General features: G+C 63.5%; 19 protein-coding genes. 9 read left to right on the top strand and 10 right to left on the bottom strand.

Annotated features, from left to right (window positions below; translation table 11 throughout):
• Positions 1 to 109 precede the first annotated feature (109 nt).
• Complete coding sequence (locus GVL52_RS07315; protein WP_160005349.1) at positions 110 to 2,446, bottom strand: glucose/quinate/shikimate family membrane-bound PQQ-dependent dehydrogenase; 2,337 nt, start codon at positions 2,444 to 2,446, stop codon at positions 110 to 112.
• Positions 2,447 to 2,759: 313 nt separating this feature from the next.
• The gene (locus tag GVL52_RS07320) at positions 2,760 to 4,262 is read right to left on the bottom strand and encodes a YdiU family protein (RefSeq protein ID WP_160005351.1); all 1,503 of its coding nucleotides are present in this window, start codon (positions 4,260 to 4,262) and stop codon (positions 2,760 to 2,762) included.
• An 86-nt stretch (positions 4,263 to 4,348) separates the two neighbouring features.
• On the opposite strand from GVL52_RS07320, the gene GVL52_RS07325 reads away from it, so the two are divergent.
• From GVL52_RS07325 to GVL52_RS07335, 3 genes are all read left to right on the top strand, one after another.
• A complete protein-coding gene (locus GVL52_RS07325; protein WP_244619110.1) occupies positions 4,349 to 4,612 on the top strand; it encodes a type II toxin-antitoxin system ParD family antitoxin in 264 nt (87 codons plus the stop codon).
• A gap of 3 nt (positions 4,613 to 4,615) precedes the next feature.
• Positions 4,616 to 4,930, top strand: a complete 315-nt coding sequence (locus tag GVL52_RS07330; protein ID WP_160005353.1) for a type II toxin-antitoxin system RelE/ParE family toxin — start codon at positions 4,616 to 4,618, stop codon at positions 4,928 to 4,930.
• A 162-nt stretch (positions 4,931 to 5,092) separates the two neighbouring features.
• Positions 5,093 to 6,544: a DHA2 family efflux MFS transporter permease subunit gene (locus GVL52_RS07335; RefSeq protein ID WP_160005355.1), complete on the top strand. Its 1,452-nt coding sequence runs from the start codon at positions 5,093 to 5,095 to the stop codon at positions 6,542 to 6,544.
• A 93-nt stretch (positions 6,545 to 6,637) separates the two neighbouring features.
• On the opposite strand, the gene GVL52_RS07340 is transcribed toward GVL52_RS07335, so the two are convergent.
• Together GVL52_RS07340 and GVL52_RS07345 are read right to left on the bottom strand one after the other, a co-directional pair.
• Positions 6,638 to 7,591 carry a homocysteine S-methyltransferase family protein gene (locus GVL52_RS07340; protein ID WP_160005357.1) on the bottom strand — a complete coding sequence of 318 codons (954 nt, stop codon included), beginning with the start codon at positions 7,589 to 7,591 and terminating at the stop codon, positions 6,638 to 6,640.
• Positions 7,592 to 8,003: 412 nt separating this feature from the next.
• On the bottom strand, positions 8,004 to 10,112 hold the full coding sequence (locus GVL52_RS07345; RefSeq protein ID WP_160005359.1) for a S9 family peptidase: 2,109 nt from the start codon (positions 10,110 to 10,112) through the stop codon (positions 8,004 to 8,006).
• Positions 10,113 to 10,369: 257 nt separating this feature from the next.
• On the opposite strand from GVL52_RS07345, the gene GVL52_RS07350 reads away from it, so the two are divergent.
• On the top strand, positions 10,370 to 10,786 hold the full coding sequence (locus GVL52_RS07350) for a DUF930 domain-containing protein (RefSeq protein ID WP_160005360.1): 417 nt from the start codon (positions 10,370 to 10,372) through the stop codon (positions 10,784 to 10,786).
• 86 nt (positions 10,787 to 10,872) lie between these two features.
• Positions 10,873 to 11,748 carry a polysaccharide deacetylase family protein gene (locus GVL52_RS07355; protein ID WP_244619111.1) on the top strand — a complete coding sequence of 292 codons (876 nt, stop codon included), beginning with the start codon at positions 10,873 to 10,875 and terminating at the stop codon, positions 11,746 to 11,748.
• A gap of 75 nt (positions 11,749 to 11,823) precedes the next feature.
• On the opposite strand, the gene GVL52_RS07360 is transcribed toward GVL52_RS07355, so the two are convergent.
• The 4 genes from GVL52_RS07360 to GVL52_RS31325 all read right to left on the bottom strand — a co-directional run bounded on the left by GVL52_RS07360 (position 11,824) and on the right by GVL52_RS31325 (position 16,068).
• On the bottom strand, positions 11,824 to 13,113 hold the full coding sequence (locus GVL52_RS07360; RefSeq protein ID WP_160005362.1) for an FAD-binding oxidoreductase: 1,290 nt from the start codon (positions 13,111 to 13,113) through the stop codon (positions 11,824 to 11,826).
• A gap of 8 nt (positions 13,114 to 13,121) precedes the next feature.
• Entirely contained in the window at positions 13,122 to 14,288 is a 1,167-nt protein-coding gene (locus tag GVL52_RS07365; RefSeq protein WP_160005364.1) for an AI-2E family transporter, read from the bottom strand.
• Positions 14,289 to 14,515: 227 nt separating this feature from the next.
• Positions 14,516 to 15,346, bottom strand: coding sequence for a hypothetical protein (locus GVL52_RS31320; RefSeq protein ID WP_368735328.1), 831 nt, complete (start codon positions 15,344 to 15,346; stop codon positions 14,516 to 14,518).
• Positions 15,298 to 16,068 (bottom strand): MFS transporter, encoded by a 771-nt coding sequence (locus GVL52_RS31325; RefSeq protein ID WP_368735329.1) that lies wholly within the window; start codon positions 16,066 to 16,068, stop codon positions 15,298 to 15,300. Before GVL52_RS31325 ends, GVL52_RS31320 begins: the two co-directional genes overlap by 49 nt.
• Before the next feature lie 174 nt (positions 16,069 to 16,242).
• On the opposite strand from GVL52_RS31325, the gene GVL52_RS07375 reads away from it, so the two are divergent.
• On the top strand, positions 16,243 to 17,169 hold the full coding sequence (locus GVL52_RS07375; protein ID WP_160005367.1) for a LysR family transcriptional regulator: 927 nt from the start codon (positions 16,243 to 16,245) through the stop codon (positions 17,167 to 17,169).
• Positions 17,170 to 17,229: 60 nt separating this feature from the next.
• Here GVL52_RS07375 and GVL52_RS07380 read toward each other — a convergent pair whose 3' ends face one another.
• A complete protein-coding gene (locus GVL52_RS07380; protein ID WP_200847778.1) occupies positions 17,230 to 18,186 on the bottom strand; it encodes a VOC family protein in 957 nt (318 codons plus the stop codon).
• A 198-nt stretch (positions 18,187 to 18,384) separates the two neighbouring features.
• On the opposite strand from GVL52_RS07380, the gene GVL52_RS07385 reads away from it, so the two are divergent.
• Complete coding sequence (locus tag GVL52_RS07385; protein ID WP_160005371.1) at positions 18,385 to 18,807, top strand: universal stress protein; 423 nt, start codon at positions 18,385 to 18,387, stop codon at positions 18,805 to 18,807.
• 177 nt (positions 18,808 to 18,984) lie between these two features.
• The gene (locus GVL52_RS07390) at positions 18,985 to 19,653 is read left to right on the top strand and encodes a hemolysin III family protein (protein ID WP_160005373.1); all 669 of its coding nucleotides are present in this window, start codon (positions 18,985 to 18,987) and stop codon (positions 19,651 to 19,653) included.
• Positions 19,654 to 19,662: 9 nt separating this feature from the next.
• On the opposite strand, the gene GVL52_RS07395 is transcribed toward GVL52_RS07390, so the two are convergent.
• Positions 19,663 to 20,187, bottom strand: a complete 525-nt coding sequence (locus GVL52_RS07395; protein WP_306440349.1) for an XRE family transcriptional regulator — start codon at positions 20,185 to 20,187, stop codon at positions 19,663 to 19,665.
• 89 nt (positions 20,188 to 20,276) lie between these two features.
• Between GVL52_RS07395 and GVL52_RS07400 the strand changes: the two genes are divergently transcribed.
• Positions 20,277 to 20,783, top strand: a complete 507-nt coding sequence (locus GVL52_RS07400) for a GNAT family N-acetyltransferase (RefSeq protein WP_160005377.1) — start codon at positions 20,277 to 20,279, stop codon at positions 20,781 to 20,783.
• Positions 20,784 to 20,850: the final 67 nt, after the last annotated feature.

Consider the following 20,850-nt stretch of genomic DNA (forward strand, 5'->3'; position numbering starts at 1 on the left):
TGATGCGCATACATGGGCGGAGAGGGCAGCATAGCCTGGCCACCTCATCCCCCCGAAAACGAAAATGGCCGCCCGGAGGCGGCCATCTCGAGTGTCGGTGTCTAGCCGGTCAAGGCAGCGTGTAGGCGATCACGTAGTCGCCTGGCTTGGTGCCGACAGAACCGTGGCCACCGGCAACGATGACGACATACTGCTTGTCATCTGATGTCGTGTAGGTCATCGGCGTCGACTGGCCACCAGCCGGCAGGCGGGCCTGCCACAGCTGCTTGCCGTCGGTCACGTCATAGGCACGCACGTAGTTGTCGACGGCAGCACCGAGGAAGGCAACGCCGCCCTTGGTCAGCATCGGGCCACCGATGCCGGGAACGCCGAGCTTGAAGGGCAGTGGCACAGGGCTCATGTCCTCGACAGTGCCGTTCTTCAGCTTGTAGGCGATCTTGCCGGTCGTCAGGTCTACGCCGGAAACATAACCCCATGGCGGAGCCTGGCAAGGAATGCCGAGCGGGCCGAGGAATGGTCCCATCACCACGCCGTAAGGCGCGCCGTCATTGCGGTTCAGGCCCTGCTCGCTGCCCTTTTCGCCCTGGCCCTTGGCCGGAATGTCGGCAGCAGGAACGAGGCGCGAGGTGAAGGCGAGGTAGGTCGGCATGCCGAACATGATCTGGCGTTCCGGATCAACCGCGACGCTGCCCCAGTTGAACGTGCCGAAGTTGCCAGGATAGATGATCGAGCCCTGCAGCGACGGAGGCGTGTAGCGGCCTTCGTACTTGTACTGGTGGAACTCGATGCGGCATGCCAGCTGGTCGAACAGCGATACGCCCCACATGTCCTTCTCCTGCAGCGGCGGCGGCGAGAAGGTCAGGTCGGAGATCGGCTGCGTCGGCGAGGCATGATCTTCAGGGATCGTGCCACCGGGAGCAGGGATTTCCTTGAACGGGATGATCGCCTCGCCGGTGCGGCGGTCGAGCACGTAGATGTCGCCCTGCTTGGTCGGCCCGACCAGAGCCGGAACAACCGTGCCGTCAGCCTTCTTCATGTCGAAGAGAACGGGCTGGGCCGGTACGTCCATGTCCCAGAGATCGTGGTGCACGGTCTGCTGGACCCACTTCATCTGTCCGGTCTTCATGTCGAGCGCAACGATCGACGACGAGAACTTCTCGACGTTGGCGCTGCGGCCCATGCCGAGCTGGTCGGGAACCATGTTGCCGAGCGGCACGTAGATCAGGCCGAGACCTTCGTCGGCGCTGAGAACCGACCAGCTGTTCGGCGAGTTCGTCGTGTAGGTCTGGCCTTCAGGCAGCGGCGTCGTAACGTCGGGGTTGCCCGAATCCCAGTTCCAGACCAGCGCGCCGGTGTGGATGTCGAAAGCGCGGATGACGCCCGACGGTTCCTGGGTCGAGTAGTTGTCGTTGACGGCGCCGCCGATGATCAGCTTGCCGTCGATCGCCACCGGTGGCGAGGTCGAATAGTAGTAGCCGGCCGGATTGTACTTCATGCCCTTTTCGAGGTGAAGCGTGCCCTGGTCGGCAAAGCTCGTGCAAACCTTGCCGTCTGCCGCGTCGAGCGCGATCAGGCGGGCGTCTGCGGTCGGCAGGTAGACGCGATCGACGCAAGGTGCGCCGGCAGCGGCTGCCGTGTCGTGGAAGTAGGTGACGCCGCGGCACGTCTGGTGCTGGCGATCAGGGTTCATGCCGGAGTTGGCGTCGAACTTCCACTTTTCCTTGCCGGTCTTCGCGTCGAGCGCGATGGCCAGGTTGTGCGGCGTGCAAACATAGAGCGTATCGCCGACCTTCAGCGGGGTGACCTGATAGGTCGTCTCGCCGACGTCGTCAGGGCGCTTCACGTCGCCTGTCTGGTAGCGCCAGGCCTCTTTCAGGTCTTTGGCGTTGCTGACATTGATCTGCTCGAGCGGCGAATAACGCTGGCCGAACGGTGTGCGGCCATACTGGTGCCACTCGCCGTCGGTGACGGTGCCGCCGAATGTGGTGGTGCCGGTGATGGCCGTCGGCAGGCTGCCGTTCTGGTCATGCGGGCTCGTGGTCATCGAGTAGCCGGCGATCACGATTGCCGCGAGAACCGGGACGGCCAGCGGCCACGGACTGGCGGCATAGGCCGTGCCGGTGGTGCCGGAGAAGCCCAGCGGGCGGCGGATCCACGGCGTCAGCAACCAGAGGCCGAGCAGGATGATCAGGCCGCCGCGCGGTCCGAGCTGCCACCAGTCGAAGCCGACTTCGTTGATCGCCCAGATGAGCGAAACGACGATCAGCGCCGCATAGACCCAAAGGGCCGACGCCTTGCGCTTCAGGAGCAGGAACGCCGTCAGCAGGAACATGATGCCGGCGAAAAGATAGAAGAAATTACCACCGAGGATGACAAGCCATAGCCCGCCTCCGCCAAGTGCCAATCCGATGAGGGCAAAAAGAATGGACGTTAAGACGATCGCCATAAGGGCCGGTCTCCAACTGAAATGCATAAGGCTCCCGAGTCCTCGGGAGCGATCAAGGAATGCACGCAAGCGGCGAAGGGGGCATATGGCCGCAGGCGTCTCAGCGGAAATAGAGCGGCCCTATCTGCCTTTCAACCGCCACAATATGGGGGGTCCATAACAATGCTAAAATAGCATGTTTCCGTAACGTCTGTCGCGCCGAAAGCACGGGCGTCGGGAACATTTTGTCGTAGAAAAGCCATATATCGCAGGCGCTGCCGCTCGCAGAAATTCAACCGCGTCGGCTAGCGTCATGGTAGATAAATTTGCCCGTTCAGGTCCCGCAGAATGTTTGCAGAACCCGTTCGTACGGTTTTGGCGGCTGCATGTATGCAGTAAACTCTGCGTGATCCTCGTAGGGCCTCGCAAGCACCGCAAGCAGCGCCTCGAACAAGGAGAAATCCGCCTCCTCGACGGCTGCCACGATCGCCTGCTCGATGCGGTGATTGCGCGCAATGAATGCCGGATTGACGCCGAGCATCGCGGCACTGCGCTCGGTATCGGTTGTCATCTCGCGCCATAGCCGCTGGCGCCAGCGCGACAGCCATTCCTTCGCCGCTGCCGGCTCCGCGAAGGTCTCCAGGAATGCCGCCTCGGTGCTGCCGTCGCCGGCCAGATGCGAGAGCCGGCGGAAGGTCAGCGTAAAATCCGCCTTGCCGGCCTGCATGGTGGAGAGCAGCGACTGGATCAGATCGAGATCGCCGTCCTCGACCGAGGTCAGCCCGATCTTCTCGCGCATCCCCCTCAGCCAGTGGATCTGGAAGCGCTCTCCAAAATCCTTGATCACCACATTGGCCGCCTCCACCGCCTTTTCCTGGTCCTCGTCGATCAACGGCAGCAGCGTCTCGCCAAGCCGGGCGAGGTTCCACTGCCCGATGCCGGGCTGGCTGGCATAGGCATAGCGGCCATTCTGGTCGATCGAGGAAAACACCATTGCCGGATCATAGTCATCCATGAAGGCGCAGGGACCGAAATCGATCGTCTCGCCGGATACCGTCATGTTGTCGGTATTCATCACCCCATGAATGAAGCCGACATGCAGCCACCTGGCGATCAGCGCCGCCTGCCGCTCGCAGACGGCTTCGAACAGCGCCAGATAGGGATTTGCAGCGTGCCGGGCTTCGGGATAGTGCCGCTCGATCACATAGTCGGCCAGCGCCCTGATACCATCGGTATCGCCGCGCGCCGCAAAGAACTGGAACGTGCCGACCCGGATATGGCTCGCCGCCACGCGGGTAAACACCGCGCCCGGTAAGGGCTGCTCGCGATAGACCGGCTGGCCTGTCGATACCGCCGCCAGCGCCCGCGTCGCCGGAACGCCGAGCGCATGCATGGCTTCGCTGACGATATATTCCCGCAGCACCGGCCCAAGCGCCGCCCGCCCGTCGCCGCGCCGCGAATAGGGCGTGGCGCCTGCACCCTTCAGCTGGATGTCGCGGCGGTTGCCACGGGTGTCGATCACCTCGCCAAGCAGGATCGCCCGCCCGTCGCCGAGCTGCGGCACGAAGTTGCCGAACTGGTGTCCGGCATAGGCCATCGCCAGCGGATCGGCGCCGTCTGGCACCAGATTGCCGGAGAAGATCGCCGCCCCATCCCGCTTCAGCGCCTCGACGTCAAGCCCGAGCTCTGCGGCCAGCGGCTCGTTCAGCTTGATCAGCCAAGGCTCCGCGGCGGGCGAGGGCGTCTGTCGCGCAAAGAAAGTCGCGGGCAGCCGCGCATAGCTGTTGTCGAAGGTCAAAGGCGCGCGTGCGCCGGTATCCTGAAGGGCTTGGGTCATCACACATAGGTAGGGCTATGGGCTGATTGCTGCAAGCGGCGCGTCGTGGTAGGATTTTATCCTACTCTCAGGCTTCAGGAGCGAGAATGGCGATGGAAAAGCTGAGCATCACCCTGCCGACCGAAATGGTCGATGTGATCAAGGCCGAGATTGAGGCCGGCGCGTTTGCCTCGACCAGCGAAGTGCTGCGCGCCGCGATGCGCGTCTGGATGCGCGGTGAGGAAGAGCACAAGGAGCGCATCGCCTCGATCCGCGCCCGCGTGCAGGCGTCGCTCGATGATCCCAGCCCACGGTTGAGCAGCCAGGAGATGCGAACGGCGCTCGACACTCTTTTTGCGAAGAACCGATAAGCAATGGATCGCTATACGGTAGAATATCTGCCAGCAGCGCTCGACGACTTGACGTCGATTTTCAACTATATTCTCGAAAGCAGCCAGAACCGGACAACGGCGGAGCGATATATCGATCGTCTCTATCAACGCTGCGAACGCATTGCCGATGCGCCGTTGGGCGGCGTCGCCCGACCGGAACTCGGAGCAAATCTGCGCATGGCTGTGTTCGAGAGAAGCGCCGTCATACTCTATGTGGTCGAGGATCATCTGATCGGCATCACCAACATCTTCTCCGGCGGCCAGGACTACGAGGCGCTGCTGCGCAGCGATCGCTAATGCATCCATACGCTGTGCTCACGGCAGCCCTGCCATAAAAGCATAACGCCGCCACATTTGCAGGCGTATATAAAAACTCCATTCACCCTTGGCGGCATGCCATATCATACTGCGGCGCCGCGCCTGCGCGTAAGCCGCTGTCTTTGCGAGCGATCCCTGACGATGTCGGATCAGATCTACCAGGTGGCGGCCGTCAGGCGGCCCCAGCCTAATTTCCGCGTCATCGCGATGATCGTTGCCAGCGCCATGTTCATGGAACAGCTCGACGCCACCGTTCTGGCGACCGCGCTGCCGACTATGGCGCGCGATTTCGGCGTCAGCGCCCCGTCGATGAGCATCGCGCTGACCTCCTACCTGCTGAGCCTCGCCATCTTCATTCCGGCCAGCGGCCTGATGGCCGATCGCTTCGGCTCACGCACCGTCTTCCGCTCGGCCATCGCCGTCTTCATCGCCGGATCGATCTTCTGCGCGCTGTCGCCGAACCTGCTGTGTCTGGTTCTGGCGCGCCTGCTGCAGGGCCTCGGCGGCGCCATGATGATGCCGGTCGGCCGTCTCGTGCTGCTGCGCAGCGTCGCCCGCAAGGATATGGTCAGCGCCATGTCCTGGCTCCTGGTGCCGGCGCTGATCGGCCCGATCCTTGGGCCTCCCGTCGGTGGCCTGATCGTCACCTATCTCGACTGGCGCTGGATCTTCTACATCAATGTCCCCGTCGGCATCATCGGCTTCATTCTGGTGTCGATCTTCATCCAGGATTTCAAGGGCGAGACGAAGCGGCGCTTCGATACCGTCGGCTTCATCCTCTCGGGCATCGCGCTCGGCTCGCTGCTGTTCGGCTTCGAATCCTCCAGCCGCCCGGGCGAGGGGTCGCTCGCGCTGTTCCTGATTTCCATCGGCCTGCTGTTCGGCATGGCCTATCTCCGCCACGCCCGCCGCCACCCGTCGCCGATCATGGATTTCTCGCTGATGAAGATCCCGAGCTTTGGCACGTCGGTCATCGCCGGCTCGCTGACCCGCATCACACAAGGCGCGCAACCCTTCCTGCTGCCGCTCTATTTCCAGCTCGGCTTCGGGTTTTCGGCCGCCAAGGCTGGCCAGCTGGTCACTGCCGCCGCCATCGGCTCGATGGCGATGAAGGCCTTCGCACCGAAGATCCTGCGCCGCTTCGGCTTCCGCAACGCCCTGATCTTCAACGGCTTCACCGCCACCTTCGGCTATGCGCTCTGCGCCTTCTTCCGGCCCGACTGGCCGCTAGGCCTGATCTTCGCGGTGCTTCTCATGTGCGGCTTCTTCATGTCGTTCCAGTTCACCGCCTACAACACCGTCGCCTATGACGAGATCGACCGCGACCGGATGAGCGCTGCAACCAGCTTCTATACGACATTCCAGCAGCTGATGCTGTCACTCGGCATCTGCGTCGGCGCTCTGGCGCTGCACGTCTCGATGACGATCACCGGCACCGGCGATACGCCGCAGCTGCGCGACTTCTCGTTCGCCTTTCTCTTTGTCACCGCGATCTCGCTGACGGCAACCTTCTGGAACCTGCGCTTCGCAAGCGCTGCCGGCGCCGACATCAGCGGCCATGGCGGCGACAAGCCGGCCCACGCCGAACACTGATCCGGGGATCGGAGCTGATCCGGGCACCCCCAATCGCACGCCCCTCAATCACACGCTTGTCAATCAGCCACTTGCCAATTATGCGCTTGGCAATCAAGCACTTGCAAGTGCCGGCATGCATGCCTCGCAGATCGCTGCCACATGCCGGTGATCGGTGCCGCAGCAGCCGCCGACGATCCTGATCTGGGGCATGTCCTGCAGCAATGCGCGATAGCGCTGCCCGAGATCATCAGGGTCGCCGGCATCCAGCGTTTCGCTGTCGTCGAGTTCGGCATGGCTCATCCGCGAGGCGTTCGCCCTCAGCCCGCCGATCCGCTTGGCCCAGCCGCTGCCGTGATCGAGCACCGAGGCAAAATGCGTCGGGTGCGCGCAATTGATCATGTAATAGGCCGGCGCGCCGTTCGTTGCCGCATCCGTGGTCTCGATCGCCTCCTGCAGGCTGCGCCCGGTCACCAGCCTTCCGTCGGTTTCGACGGTAAACGAAAGGGCGCAGGGCATGCCCCTTGCCGCCGCCGCCCGGGCAATGCCGATCGCCTCGTCGATATTGGTCAGCGTAAATGCCGCCACCATGTCCGCGTCGCTCTCGGCAAAACTGCCGATCTGCGTGCCGTGATAGGCCTCGGCCTCGTCAGCCGTCATGTTGCCCGCTTTGTAACCGTCGCCGCGTGGCCCGATGGCGCCGCTGATGACGATCGGCTGGCCGGGTTGATCGTAGCGCTGGCGCAGGCCGGTCAGCAGGGCGACACCGGCGACATTGGCCGCATGCAGCGCCTCGCTGGTATAGCCGAGCTTGTCGCCCCAATCGGGATTGGCCCGCCATGTCGGGGTATCCAGGATAAAGCCGGCGCGATGCTTTCGCGCGATCTCGAGATAGCGCCGGTAATAGGCGTTCAGCCGATCGCGGCCTTCCTCGGACGCCAGCATCACGAACGAGGCGAAATGCGGCAGCTGCAGCCCGTCGTGAAAGATGAAGGTGGTCTCCATGCCGCCATCGCTCACGAAGAGCCCACCGTCGAGCTGCGGCAGGGCATGTCTGTAGGTCGCCATGTCGGAATCTCCTGTCGAGGATGAAATCGAATGCGATGTGATCTTGAAGAATTAGGTAAATCTAATGGAAAGGTGCTGCGGCGGTAAAGCGGAATCTCAGCGACCGCCCATCGATGCCGCCAGCGCAGCCAGCTTGCGCACCCTGTTGAGGTTGCGCGGCGTCCAACAGTGCTCTTGTTCTGCGTAAGCGCTGCGCGCGCCGCCCCCTCATCCCCGGTGCAACGTGTTGCACCTGAAACCTTCGGGCCCCTTCTCCCCGTTGGGGAGAAGGGGAGCCGCGGCAAGGTGCAACCGCTGGGTCTCTTCTCCCCAACGGGGAGAAGGTGGCGGTAGCCGGATGAGGGGGCGGAGCGAAGCGACAGACGACGTCTGATGCCTCACCTCAAGTCAAAAGAGACGAAGGCCGAAGCCCTCACATCTTCCCCGCAACCTTCAGCGCAAACGCATATTCGAACGCAATCTCCTCCAGCCGCTGGAACCGCCCGGAAGCGCCGCCGTGGCCAGCATCCATGTTGGTCTTCAGCAGCACCGGTGCCGCACTGGTGGAGTTGTCGCGCAGCTTGGCCACCCACTTGGTTGGCTCCCAGTAGGTCACCCGTGGGTCGGTCAGGCCGCTCAGCGCCAGGATCGGCGGATATGCCTTGGCTTCGACATTGTCGTAGGGCGAATAGGCGGCGATCTGCTCGTATTCTTCCCGGCTGTCGATCGGGTTGCCCCATTCCGGCCATTCCGGCGGTGTCAGCGGCAGGGTGTCGTCGAGCATGGTGTTGAGCACATCGACGAACGGAACGGCAGCGATGACGCCGGCGAATTTCTCCGGGGCCATGTTCGAGATCGCCCCCATCAGCATGCCGCCGGCCGAGCCGCCCTCGGCGATGATGTTCGCGTAGGAGGTGAACTTCTCCTGATTCAGATAGTCCGCCGCCGCAATGAAGTCCTTGAAGGTGTTGGTCTTCTTCTCCATCTTGCCGTCTTCGTACCAGGCAAAGCCCTTGTCCTTGCCGCCGCGGATATGGGCGATGGCATAGACGAAGCCGCGATCGGCAAGCGACAGGCAATTGGTGTTGAACCCGGCCGGAATGGTGACGCCATAGGCGCCGTAGCCGTAGAGCAGGCACGGCGCGGAACCGTCGAGCGGCGTATCCTTGCGATAGAGCAGCGTGACCGGCACCTCGACGCCGTCCCAGCCCGGCGCAAACACCCGGCGGGTGATGTAGTCGTCGGGATTGTGGCCCGACGGCACTTCCTGCGTCTTCAACAGCGTCCGCTCGCGCGTCACCATGTTGTAGTCGTAGAGCTGCGATGGCGTGGTCATCGACGAGTAGGAGAAGCGGATGATGTCGCTGTCATATTCGGCAGCACCCTGCAGGCCGAGCGAATAGGCTTCCTCGGCAAAGCCGATCGCGTGTTCTTCGCCGGTCGCCCGGTCGCGGATCATGATCTGCGGCAGGCCGTCCTTGCGCTCGAGCCAGAGCAGATGGCGCTGATAGGCCATGTGGCTGATGATGAGCGTGCCCGGCTTGTGCGGCACGACCTCGCGCCAGTTCTCCTTGCCCGGATTGGCAACCGGTGCCTCGACGATCTTGAAATCCTTGGCGTCGCCGTCATTGGTGAGGATGTAGAACACCTCGCCGGCCTCGGTCAGCGTGTACTCCATGCCCTCTTCGCGCGGCACCACCATCTTCGGCGTTGCCATCAGGTCGCTGGTCGGGATCAGCAGGTATTCGGATGTCTCGTGGTCGTGAATGTCGATGTAGATGAAGTCGTCGAGCAGCGAGCCGCCGACGCCCATGAAGAAGCCCGCATCCTCTTCCTCGTAGACCAGCCGGTCGTCGGCCTGTGGCGTGCCGATGATGTGGTGGAACACCTTGGAGGGACGATGGTTCTCGTCGAGCGCCGAATAGAAGAAGCTCTTGCCATCGGGCGCCCAGGCGCCGCCGCCGCCGGTGTTCTCGATCACGTCGGCCATGTCTTCGCCGGTCACGAGATCGCGAACCTTCAGCGTGTAGAATTCCGAGCCCTTGTCGTCATAGCCCCAGATGCCGCGATTGTGATCGGTCGAATGGTCGATGCCGGCGAGGCGGAAGTAGGATTTGCCCGCCGCCTCCTTGTCGCCGTCGAGCAGCACGGTGCGCAGGCTCTCGTCGGTGATGTCGGCATCGCGCGGGATGCGGAAGTAGCGCGGCTGCTCGCCGCCGGTGACGAAGAAGGTGCCGTAGGCAAAGGCGCCGTCCTTCATCGGGATCGAGCTGTCGTCTTCCTTGATGCGGCCGCGCATCTCGGCAAACAGCACCTTCTGCAACGGCTTGGTGTCTTCCATCGCCGCGTTCATATAGGCGTTTTCGGCCTCCAGATGCGTGCGGATCTCCGGGTCGAGAATCGATGGATCCTTGAACATTGCCTGCCAGTTGTCGGCGCGCAGCCAGGCGTAGTCATCCGTGCGGGTGATGCCGTGTCGCGTGTCGGAATGCGGCTTCTTCGGTGCGACGGGCGGGTTCGGCAGATTTTTGAAGACGGACAAGCAGGGCTCCGGGGTCGGAATTACAGGTTGTGAAGAGATAGAGACGCAAGCGCGAGGGATCAAGCGCCAAGAATCGCCCCGACCGGGCTGCGGCATGGCTGTGCAAAAACCGTGGAATCCTCACCTTGCCTTGAAGTCACCACATTATGTGACAAAGTCCGCACTCATCGTGCAGAATTCTGCCATTGTCAGGCGGGACTTTCCGAAGTCTGGCCGTGCAGGGTTCCGAAATGAGCTTGCAAAGGATGCCCCCAGTAATGCCAAAACGTATCGTCCTGCTTCTGTCCGTTCTCGGCCTTGCCGCCCCCGCCTTTGCCCCTGCCTTCGCCCCAAGCGCCTTCGCCGTTGACCCCGCCATCAAGAAGCAGCTCGAAAAGCTCGACCCGGCGACACGGCTCGAACAGAGCTGCGATACCGAAGCGATGAGCCGCATCAACAAGGATGCCACCGGCTTCAAGCCGGATAAAGTGATCGCCTACACCTTCAAGGACCCGGTCCCCAGCGACGACCGGCTCGAAGCGCCTGGCGCCGTGTTCCGCAGCAAGGGCGACTGGTACCACCTGTCCTACAGCTGCATCACCGGCCCGCAGCACATCAATGTCCGCGATCTGGAATACAAGATCGGCGAGAAGGTCCCGCGCGACAAGTGGACCAAGTATTACCTCTACGACTGAGCAAGGCGCAGCGTCATCGGGCCACATGGTCCGGCGCCGGCTTTTGCGTTATCCAGCGCTCGAACAAGCAACGGCTTCTGTCTGTAATGAATCGTCTTTCTCTCGCAGCAGCGCTTTTCGGCGCCTCCATTTCGCTCGCCTCCGCGGCGGCGGTCAAACCCGTCGCGACCGATGTGTTTCCGCCGGCACCCGAGGCGCCGGCAGCACCGGCGCCAGCCGCCATCGGCACGCCGAACACGCCTGCGCTTGCTCCGAAGCCGGCCCTGTCGCCAAAAACTGCGGTCTCCCCGAAGCTGGTCGAGCCGCATCTGCATATCCTGCGCTCCGGCATCAAGGGCCAGGCCCGCGTCGCGCTCACCTTCGATGCCTGCATGGGCAAGGCCGATGAGCGCATCCTGTCGGTGCTGGTCAGCGAACGCATCCCGGCAACCATCTTCGTCACCGCCCGCTGGCTGAAGTACAATCCGCAGGCGCTGCAGGTGTTCCTGGCAAACCCCGATTTGTTCGAACTCGAAAACCACGGCAAGAACCATATTCCGGCCGTCGACAAGCCGGCGCTGATCTACGGCATCGCTGCGGCCGGTTCGCCGGAAGCCGTGCACCAGGAAGTGCAGGGCGGTGCCGACGCGATGCTGGCTGCGGGCATCACCGCGCCCCACTGGTTCCGCGGCTCGACCGCCAAATACGATCTCTCTGCCATCGCCCAGATTCGCGCCATGGGCTATCGCATCGCCGGCTACTCGCTGAATGGCGATGGTGGTTCGCTGCTGGGGGCGGCTGTCACCGAAAAGCGAATATCCGGCGCCAGGGATGGCGATGTGGTGATCTCCCACATCAACCAGCCGACCCACGCCGCCGGCGAAGGCGTCGCCAAGGCCATCCTCGACCTGAAATCCAAGGGCACCCAGTTCGTGCGTCTGCAGCATGTCGAGGACACCGGCGATGATCAGACGACGGAATAGGCAACCGACGGATTAGGCGGTGAAATTGGTGTCCGGTAGGACAGAGGGGGTGACCACGCACGCCACGCCCAATCGCTACCCCGCCACCATCTCCACATCGCGCGTCCCGGACTTCGGGCTCTGCCCGCCCGGCCCATCCCGATCCATCGCAAAATCATCGAACCAGTCGCGGTAAACCCCTGACATCATGGCGCCGATCATCTGCGTCGCCAAGTATGAGAAGGTGATGCCGTTGCCGCCATAGCCATAGGCGCCATAGACGTGCGGCAGCGATGGCACCGGCCCGATCAAAGGCAGGCCGTCCACCGTCTCGCCGAAGGTGCCGCACCATGAGGTGGCGACAGATGTATCGGCCTGCGGCCAGATCAGCTTCATCTTCTCGCGGATCGCCAGGATCTTGTCCGGCATCTTCGCGTCGCGCGCCGCCGGATCGACGGTGTCGTCGTCCTCGCCGCCGACAACGATGCGGCCATCGGTGGTGGTGCGCATGTAGAGATAGGGGTGGCTGTCCTCCCAGATCAGCGCCTCGTCGCGCCACAGCGTTCCGGGAGCCTGGGGAACGGTTGCCATCGCCCAGCTCGAGGTGGCGCGGTGCAGCTTCGGCATGTCGATCCCCGGCATGGTGTAGCCGGTCGCCAGCACGGCCGCCTTCGCTTCGATCACGAAACGCCCGTCGGTCTCCGCCGTCACGCGATTGCCCTCGCTGTGCAGCGTGTTGACCGAGGCATCGACCAGCCGGGCGCCTGCCTCGCCGGCCATTCCAAGCAGCGCCCAGGTCAGCAGCAGCGGGTCGGCTTCCGCAGAGCCGCGCGACAGGATGCCGGCATCGCGATCCAGCTCGAATTCGGTGAACAGGTCGCAATGTTCGAGATAGCGGCTCGGCAGCCCGGCACGCTGCCGCAGGTCGGTCTCGACAGCCAGGTCGCGCGCGCCTTCATGGTTGCTGGTCAGAAACAGCGATTGCCGCGGCCGGAAGGCACAGTCGATGCGGTGACCGGTGATCAGCTTGGCAAGGCCTGAGACGGCCGCTGCACTGCGCCGATAGATGCCGACGGCCCTCTCGAACCCATAGAATTGCTCGAGTTCTGTCAGCGTCTTGTCGATCTCCCATTGCAGCATCGCGGTGCTCGCCGCCGTGCTGCCGAGCCCCGGCTGCTCGCGATCGACGATCGCCACCGACATGCCGCGCTCGCACAGATGCTGGCCCATCAACGCACCGGTCACGCCGCCGCCGATGACAAGTGCATCGACCTTGAGATGATCGTCCAGCGGCCGAAACACCGGTCGCGTTCCGGCCTTTCCCCACAGCGAGCAGCCGCTCATCAGGCGGTCCTGGCTGGAGGATTTCAGGTCGATCTCGGCCATTCACGCACTCATTTCGGCAGCTGCGGCTGCAGTTTTTCTTCGATGAACAACTCGTCGATGATGGTCATCACGATCAGCGACAGCGGCAGCGCCAGCATCGCGCCGACCGCACCCCACATCCATGTCCAGAACAGGATGGCGAGGAACACCACGAAGGCATTGATCTCCAGCCGCCGTCCCATCACAGCCGGGAAAATCAGGTTTTCCATCAGCAGGTGGACGGTGAAGAAGGTCGCTGCCGGGATGATCCCTGCCAGCAATCCGTCATGGGTGATGATGCCGGCGATGGCGATCGAAAACGTCATCATGGTGATGCCGAGATAAGGAACGAAGCTCGACAGAAAGGCGAAGAAGCCCCACAGCACCGGCGCCGACAGGCCGCCGGCATAGGCAATCACCGTCATCACCACGCCGAGGCAGGCATAGATCACCGAGGCTGTCGCGAAATAGAAGCCGAGCACCTGCTCGACGCTGCTGATCACCCGGATCGCGGCCAGCCGCTGGGCGCGCTCGCGAAACACCATGATGATCGATTTGCGCAGGCTGACTCGGCCGATCAGGAACAGCAGCAATGCCGCAAAGAAGATCAGCGCCTGCACCAGCGCCGGCGTAAGGTTGGCGGAGACGACATGCAGGATGTTGCCGGTATTCTCCAGCAGTTTTTCGGCCGACATCGGGCCGCTCTGGAACGTCTCCGGCGTGATGTGCAGCCACTTGATCCGCTCGAGATAGGGCATCAGCCGCATCGCCGTCTTTTCGGCAAAGGCCGGCCCTTCATTGGCAAGCGTCGTCAGCGGCCCGGCCAGCGAATTGGCGACCAGGAAGATCACCAGCGCCACGCTGGAGGACAGAATCACCGCATTGGTGATCCGGGGCACGCCGAGCTTGGTCAGCTTCTCCGCCAGCATCCCGAGGATCATGCCGACGACGATCGCCAGCGTCAGTGGAATGAGGATCAGCGACATCATGTAGACGGCCGACATTCCGAGGATGATGAAGATGCCGATGATCGCCCAGGCCATCAATATGTCGAGGCCATCCTTCTCCACCCGGCGAATCGGCGCCTGCGCCGCCACCTCTTCGGCGTCGGCCATGTTCTGCGCCCAGGAGCTGACGCGACGCTCTCCGAGGGCGATCTTGCTCGCGTGTTTGCGAATGCCGTTGGCAATGCCCATGAATGGTGGTTCCCCGGAAGCCCCTATGCTTCGCACGTAGAACGCGCCAAGGGTGATTTCAGTTCCCTTGGCCTGTTTCTGGGCGGATTGCCGTTGGGCCTGTAGCAACTCTGCCGGTTCCACACCGCATCCGCATCGCAGCTTTCGACATGCTGCGAAGGCGAGGCAGGGCCGCTACCTTGCGCGTCTGGATGTGCGCGCAGTCGCGGCCCTGCCTGATCCCTTCATCAGGCTGCCGGGCTTTCGCAGGCAGACGCTTCGGCCTCGATCGCAGGCTCCTTGCGCCCGAGAAATGCCACGACCACCACCGCGGTAAAGATGGTGATGCTTGCCAACAGCACCAGCAGTGAACTGAATGCCTGGGTATAGCCGAGCGCCAGCCTGTCTCGGCCGATCGCCGGCATCAGCGAGGCCGCAGCCGTCAGGTCGCCGGTCACCAGACGCTGCGCCGCGCTCGCCGCGCCATCCGTCCCGCTGCCGAGCCGCGATCCGATCAACGCCGAGAGCACCGCGCTGACGATGGCAAGCGCCACGCCTTCGCCGGCAACGCGCGTGGTGCTGAAGATCCCCGTCGCCATGCCGGCACGCTCCTTCGGCACGACGCTGACGGCCAGCCCGTCCATCAGGCCCCATGGAAGGCTGATGCCGATGCCGATCGTCAACAGCGGTGCGATCAGAAAAAGTGGTTGCGACGCCGGCATGGTCGAGAGCCAGAACAGCCCGCCAGCCGAAATCAGCAGCCCGACGCCGCAGATCACCGCCGCCGAAAACCATCGCGTCAGCATCCCGGCAACGACAGGCAGCGCCAGCAACGGTCCCGAGAGCGCGATCATCATCTTGCCGGCCGCCACCTCGCTCATCCCGTCGATGCCGACGAAGCGGACCGGCAGCAGGATCAGCAGCACCACGAAGGCATAGGCGGGCGCTGCCGCCAGCAACTGCACGCCGACGAAGCGCGGATAGCGAAACAGCGTCAGGTCGAGCATCGGCCGGGCGACCGAGCGCTCGATCAGCCAGAAGGCGACCAGAAGGGCGGCCGAGGCAAACAGCAGCGCCATGACGGACGGGCTGGTCCAGCCATTCTCGGGCGCAAGCAGCACGCCGTAGGTAAACAGTGCCAGCGCCAGCGTGAACTTGCAGCCCCCGGCCAGTCGAGCCCGGTGGCCTCGGGATCGCGCGTTTCATGCAGGAAGGCGGCGCCCAGTACGAAGCCGACGGCACCAAGCACCACGACCAGCGCAAACATCGCCGGCCAGCCGAAACTGTCGACCATCAGGCCCGATGTGATCGGTCCGAAGGCAAGGCCGACACCGAAGCTGGAGCCGACGATGCTGAAGGCGCGCATTCTGGCGTCACCTTCGAATTCCTGCGCCAACGAGGCCATGCCACCGGAAAAGGCGGCCGCGGCACCGATCCCCTGAAGCGCCCTCAGGATGTCGAACCAGACGATATCCGGCGCAAAGGCAAGGCTTGCCGAAAATATGAGGAAGGCGGCAAGACCGGTGAGGAAGATCCGCTTGCGGCCATAGGTGTCGGCCAGCGCGCCTGCTGCCATCAGGCTGCTGCCGAAGGTCAGCATGAAGGCGTTGGTCACCCAGTTGAGCGCGATCGGGCTGCCGCCGAGATCGTGGCTGATGGCGGGAAGCGCCACCGCCGGCCCGGTGAAGGTCAGCGGCATGGCGGCAGCGGCGCAGCAGACGCCGATCAGCGCCAGCATCTTCGTGGCCGTAGCACTGCCTTTATCGGCGCCCGTGCGCCGTGTCGTATCAGGTCGTGTCATGAGGTTTTCGCCTGTTTGAAAGGGTGAGGTGCGCGGATCGACAGGTGGGAGGCGCTATCGCCCGCAACGCAAACAGGATAGATTTGCCGGAATGATTGGATAAGCCGGCCTCAGTTCCGCTTATCATGGAAAAATTCGCTCGAATGCTCCGAGCGACCACACCGGAACACCGACATGGATCAACTGAGCGGCCTGTCCGCCTTCGTCAAAACCGCCGATCTCGGCAGCTTCGTCGCCGCCGGCCGGGTGCTCGGCCTGTCGGCGTCCGCTGTCGGCAAGGCGGTGACGACGCTGGAGCGCCAGGTCGGCGTGCGGCTGTTCCAGCGCTCGACCCGCAGCATCCGGTTGACCGAGGAGGGGCGGCTGTTTCACGAGCGCTGCCGCCGCGTGCTCGACGATCTCGAAGACGCGCAGGCCTCGCTGGCTGCAGCCGTCGCCGCACCCCGCGGCCGCCTGCGGGTCAGCCTGCCGCTGGTCAGCTACCATCTTCTGCTGCCTGTCATCCCGGAGTTCGTCCGCCTCTATCCCGACGTCGAGCTCGATCTCGATTTCAACGATCGCATCGTCGACCTGATCGACGAGGGCGTCGATGTGGCGATCCGCAGCGGCGACCTGCAGGACTCGCGGCTGATGTCGCGGGCGCTGCGCCCGTTCCGAATGCTGCTCTGCGCCGCACCCGGCTATCTCGAAGCCCACGGCACGCCGCAAACCCCGCACGACCTCGCCGGCCACACCGCCATCCATTTCCGCTTTCCCAACAGCGGCAAGGTGCAGGACTGGCCGCTGGGCATACCGTCGGGGGCGCCCGATCTGGCAATGCGCAGCCTGCTCACCTGCAACAACATGGAAGCGCTCGGCGGCGCCGTCTCGGCCAGCCTCGGCATCGGCTGCATGCCGGATTTCCTGGTGCGGCGCCGTCTTGCCGATGGAACGCTGCGCACCATCCTCGACGACCACATCGACGGCCCCGGCCAGTTCCACATGCTCTGGCCCTCCAACCGCCATCTGTCGCCAAAGGTCCGCGTGCTGGTCGATTACCTCACCGAGACATTGTTCGCCGATCGTTGCGACAGCCCGGTGGCAGCGCTCGAGCAGGCCTGAACGCGAAAACGCCCACCGGAAGGCGGGCGTTTGGATGGTCCATGACGATGATGCGGCAGATCAGGCCGACAGCGTCAGGCCGATGCCCCAGGGATCGCGCAGGAACACGCCGCCGTTGCGCTTCTCGCTCTTGATCTCGAGCTCGTCGAGCTTGGCGACTGCCTTGTCGAGCGCTGCCGTGTCGTTGAAGCGCAATGCGTAGTCGGACAGGCCGGTCATCGCCTCGGTGCGTGCACCGGCGCCGCGGCTGTTCCAGATATTGGCGGCGACATGGTGGTGATAGTCGCCTGTCGCAAAGAAGCTGGCGCCGGGATAGCGCGCCATGATCTTCAGCCCGAGCACGTCGCGGTAAAAGGCGTCTGCCTCCGGAATATTGCCGACCTGCAGATGGATATGGCCGATCGCCGTGCCATCGGCCATGCCGGTCCACGCATCCTGCGGTGCGCTTTCGTAGAGCGCCTGCAGGTCGAGCCGCAGCGTTGCCATCTCCACCTGGCCGTCCTGGTGGAATTTCCAGACGTCGTGCGGCCGGTCGGCATAGATCTCGATGCCGTTGCCCTCGGGGTCGGAGAGATAGATCGCCTCGCTGACGAGGTGGTCGGAAGCCCCTTCGAGCGCCACATTGTTGTGGGCGGCATGGCGCAGCCAGCGTGCCAATTCGGTGCGGTCGGGCATCAGGAAAGCGGTGTGGAACAGGCCGGCGGCGTTGCGCGGCGCAGTGCGCACATCCTTGCCCGTCGTCAGCGTCAGAAGCGGCGTGCCGTTGACGCCCAGCACTTCGCCGCTGGCGGTCTTTTCGATCACCGTCAGGCCGAGCATGGTCTGGTAGAAACCCGACACCAGCGCAAGGTCGGTGACGACCAGATGGGAGTGATCGACATAGGCAGGGCGCGTCAGCGCGTAGGACGTCTCGGTGGTGGTCATCTGGGTGTCTCCTGCCCGTGAAGAAGAAGGCGTGCCGGCGCCGGCAGCGAGCGCGCTGCCTGTAGCGATGCCAAGGAATGCTCGCCGGTCCATAGCCTCTGAAGTGTCCTTTGGCCGCTGTACTTGAACCCTATATGGCGCATTTCCATTGTTCACAGAAGGCCAGTTTTTGACGATGAAGCGTTCGATATCCGTTGACGGTATCGCGTGCCGGACTTGATCCTGATCAAAGCGCCATATCTATTTCAAAGCGATATTGCGTTCATATCAAGACGTGAAAAGGAACGGCTCATGTACAGGAAGATCATCGTTGCCATTGAGATCGGCGCGCTTGCAGACGGCGAAATGAGCTTCCGCAAGGCGTCCACGCTGCTCGACGGCGGCGGCGAGATCATCCTTTTGAACGTCGTCGAGGATATCCCGACCTATGTCGCCATGGACCTGCCGGTCGAACTCGTCGAGCGCGCCGCCAAGGATGCCCGCGAAAAGCTCGAAGCGCTGGTCGTCGCCGTGGGCATTCCCGCCCGGATCGAGATCAGCCACGGCCGCCCGGCCACCGGCATCCTTGCCTCGGCCGAGGCCCACACTGCCGATCTGATCATCCTCGCCTCGCATATTCCCGACTTCAGCAACTACTTCATCGGTGCCACCGCCGACCGCGTCGTGCGCCACGCGAAGTGCTCGGTGCTGGTCGACCGCAGGAAGCAGGGGTAGAATGTCGGGGAAGGGCAGGCATGGCGGCTTGCCCCACGAGCCGCCATGCCTGCCTCAATGCCTGCCTGCCTGCCTGCTTGAATGCTCACGAAGATTTATCCAGGCCAAACAGCAGTTGTGTTGCGCGCAAGGCGTTTCGATGCCACCATCGCCACGAAGCAAACGGGGCGTTCGTGCATGAGCGAGTTCAACGGCATTCGCTGGGCTTATGACAAATACGAACTGATTGCCGATGGCATCGTCCACGGCATCGGGCTGGCGCTCGCGCTTGTCGGAACCACCGTGCTGATCTTCTACGCCACGCTCTGGTCGTCGCATGGCGAACTGGCGGCGGCGTGGATCTACAGCGTCGGCCTGGTGCTGGCGCTCGGCATCTCGTTTTCCTACAACGCCTGGCCGGTGTCGCGCACCAAATGGTTCCTGCGCCGGCTCGATCATTCCTCGATCTTCATCCTGATTGCCGCCACCTACACGCCGTTTCTCGAGCGCGGTGCCGACAATCCTCTTCTCTTCGGGATGCTGATCGGCATGTGGGTTGTGGCTGCGATGGGCGTTTTTCTAAAATGCTTCTTTCCCGGCCGCTACGACCGGCTGACAATCCTGCTCTATCTCGCCATGGGCTGGAGCGGCGTCATGGTCGCAGGCCCGGTGGCCGAGCGCATCCCCTATGCCTCGATGCTACTGATCGTCATCGGCGGCATCATCTATTCGCTGGGGGTGATCTTCCACGTCTGGGAAAAGCTGCGGTTCCAGAACGCCATCTGGCACGGCTTCGTGGTCGCGGCCGCTGCCGTCCACTATACCGCCGTCCTCACCTGCTTCAGCATGAGCGCGTCCGGGCTCTGATCGTCGGCTTCATCCGGCCTTGGTCAGTGTCACCACGTAGCGGCAGGTGGCCGCACTCTCGTTGCGAAATTCGCAATCCGCCGCTGGCCCGAGCAGCAGGCAATCGCCGGCGTTCAGACTGTGCACGATATCGCCCTCGGCAAAGCTCAACGCACCCTCGGTCACCCAGATGCACTGGCGCAGGAACACGAAGGACGAGGCCGGGTAGGCAACGCTGGCGCCGGCCGGCAGATCGACCGCGACGATATCGAACGGACTGCCGCTGACGGGAGACACATGCCGCCTGACATATCCGGTCTCCGGGTCGGTCCACACAGGTTGGTCGGCGCGGCGGCTCAGCCTCTGGCTGCCGGCCTCGGCCCGCGCGATCAGCGCCGAGACGGTGAGACTGAAGGCGCCGCAGAGCTTTCCGAGCAGCGACGCCGTCGGGCTGCTTTCGCCGCGCTCGATCTTGTGGATCATCGCCCGCGACACGCCGGACTGGCTGGCGAGATCGCTGAGCGACCAGCCGCGCAAGTCCCGCTCGGTCCGCACGCGTTCCCCAAGAGATCGGTCGAAGTCGGTTGATTGATCGAAGTTGTTTGATATAGTGGACATAATGAAATAATAGTGGACGGACACCGATGACGCAACCCACCCTGTTACGCGACGCCACCGAAGCCGATCTGCCTGAGATTCGCGCCATCTACAACCACGCGGTGGAACACACGACGGCGATCTGGAACGAGACCGTGGTCGATCTCGACAACCGCCTCGAATGGTTCCGGATGCGCCAGGCGAGGGGCTTTCCGGTGCTGGTCGCCGAAACGGACGGCAAGATATCCGGCTACGCTTCCTATGGCGACTGGCGCGCCTTCGAGGGATTTCGGCACACCGTCGAGCATTCCGTCTATGTCGAGAAGGATCACCAGGGTGCGGGCATCGGCAGGCTGCTGATGACAGAGCTGATCGCCCGTGCCGGACAAAACGGCATCCACGTGATGATCGCCGGCATCGAGGCGGGCAACGCCGCCTCGATCGCGCTGCACGAAAAGCTCGGCTTCCGCAATGGCGGCACCTTCAACGAGGTCGGCACCAAGTTCGGCCGCTGGCTGGACCTGACCTTCATGGAACTCAGGGTCCCCAGCTGATCAGCCCGGATTGTCCTGAACACAAAACGCCCGCCACGGTTTCCCGGGCGGGCGTCTCGTCTGGCGG

Origin of the sequence: Rhizobium sp. 18055, assembly GCF_902706285.1 — a bacterium.
Classification (GTDB): Bacteria; Pseudomonadota; Alphaproteobacteria; order Rhizobiales; family Rhizobiaceae; genus Rhizobium.

Excerpts from the sequence above, each read along its gene's own strand:
- GVL52_RS07315 (WP_160005349.1), bottom strand. The coding sequence starts at position 2,446 with ATGGCGATCGTCTTAACGTCCATTCTTTTTGCCCTCATCGGATTGGCA.
- GVL52_RS07320 (WP_160005351.1), bottom strand. The coding sequence starts at position 4,262 with ATGACCCAAGCCCTTCAGGATACCGGCGCACGCGCGCCTTTGACCTTC.
- GVL52_RS07325 (WP_244619110.1), top strand. The coding sequence starts at position 4,349 with ATGGCGATGGAAAAGCTGAGCATCACCCTGCCGACCGAAATGGTCGAT.
- GVL52_RS07330 (WP_160005353.1), top strand. The coding sequence starts at position 4,616 with ATGGATCGCTATACGGTAGAATATCTGCCAGCAGCGCTCGACGACTTG.
- GVL52_RS07335 (WP_160005355.1), top strand. The coding sequence starts at position 5,093 with ATGTCGGATCAGATCTACCAGGTGGCGGCCGTCAGGCGGCCCCAGCCT.
- GVL52_RS07340 (WP_160005357.1), bottom strand. The coding sequence starts at position 7,591 with ATGGCGACCTACAGACATGCCCTGCCGCAGCTCGACGGTGGGCTCTTC.
- GVL52_RS07350 (WP_160005360.1), top strand. The coding sequence starts at position 10,370 with ATGCCAAAACGTATCGTCCTGCTTCTGTCCGTTCTCGGCCTTGCCGCC.
- GVL52_RS07355 (WP_244619111.1), top strand. The coding sequence starts at position 10,873 with ATGAATCGTCTTTCTCTCGCAGCAGCGCTTTTCGGCGCCTCCATTTCG.
- GVL52_RS07360 (WP_160005362.1), bottom strand. The coding sequence starts at position 13,113 with ATGGCCGAGATCGACCTGAAATCCTCCAGCCAGGACCGCCTGATGAGC.
- GVL52_RS07365 (WP_160005364.1), bottom strand. The coding sequence starts at position 14,288 with ATGGGCATTGCCAACGGCATTCGCAAACACGCGAGCAAGATCGCCCTC.
- GVL52_RS31320 (WP_368735328.1), bottom strand. The coding sequence starts at position 15,346 with ATGGCGCTGCTGTTTGCCTCGGCCGCCCTTCTGGTCGCCTTCTGGCTG.
- GVL52_RS31325 (WP_368735329.1), bottom strand. The coding sequence starts at position 16,068 with ATGACACGACCTGATACGACACGGCGCACGGGCGCCGATAAAGGCAGT.
- GVL52_RS07375 (WP_160005367.1), top strand. The coding sequence starts at position 16,243 with ATGGATCAACTGAGCGGCCTGTCCGCCTTCGTCAAAACCGCCGATCTC.
- GVL52_RS07380 (WP_200847778.1), bottom strand. The coding sequence starts at position 18,186 with ATGGACCGGCGAGCATTCCTTGGCATCGCTACAGGCAGCGCGCTCGCT.
- GVL52_RS07385 (WP_160005371.1), top strand. The coding sequence starts at position 18,385 with ATGTACAGGAAGATCATCGTTGCCATTGAGATCGGCGCGCTTGCAGAC.
- GVL52_RS07390 (WP_160005373.1), top strand. The coding sequence starts at position 18,985 with ATGAGCGAGTTCAACGGCATTCGCTGGGCTTATGACAAATACGAACTG.
- GVL52_RS07400 (WP_160005377.1), top strand. The coding sequence starts at position 20,277 with ATGACGCAACCCACCCTGTTACGCGACGCCACCGAAGCCGATCTGCCT.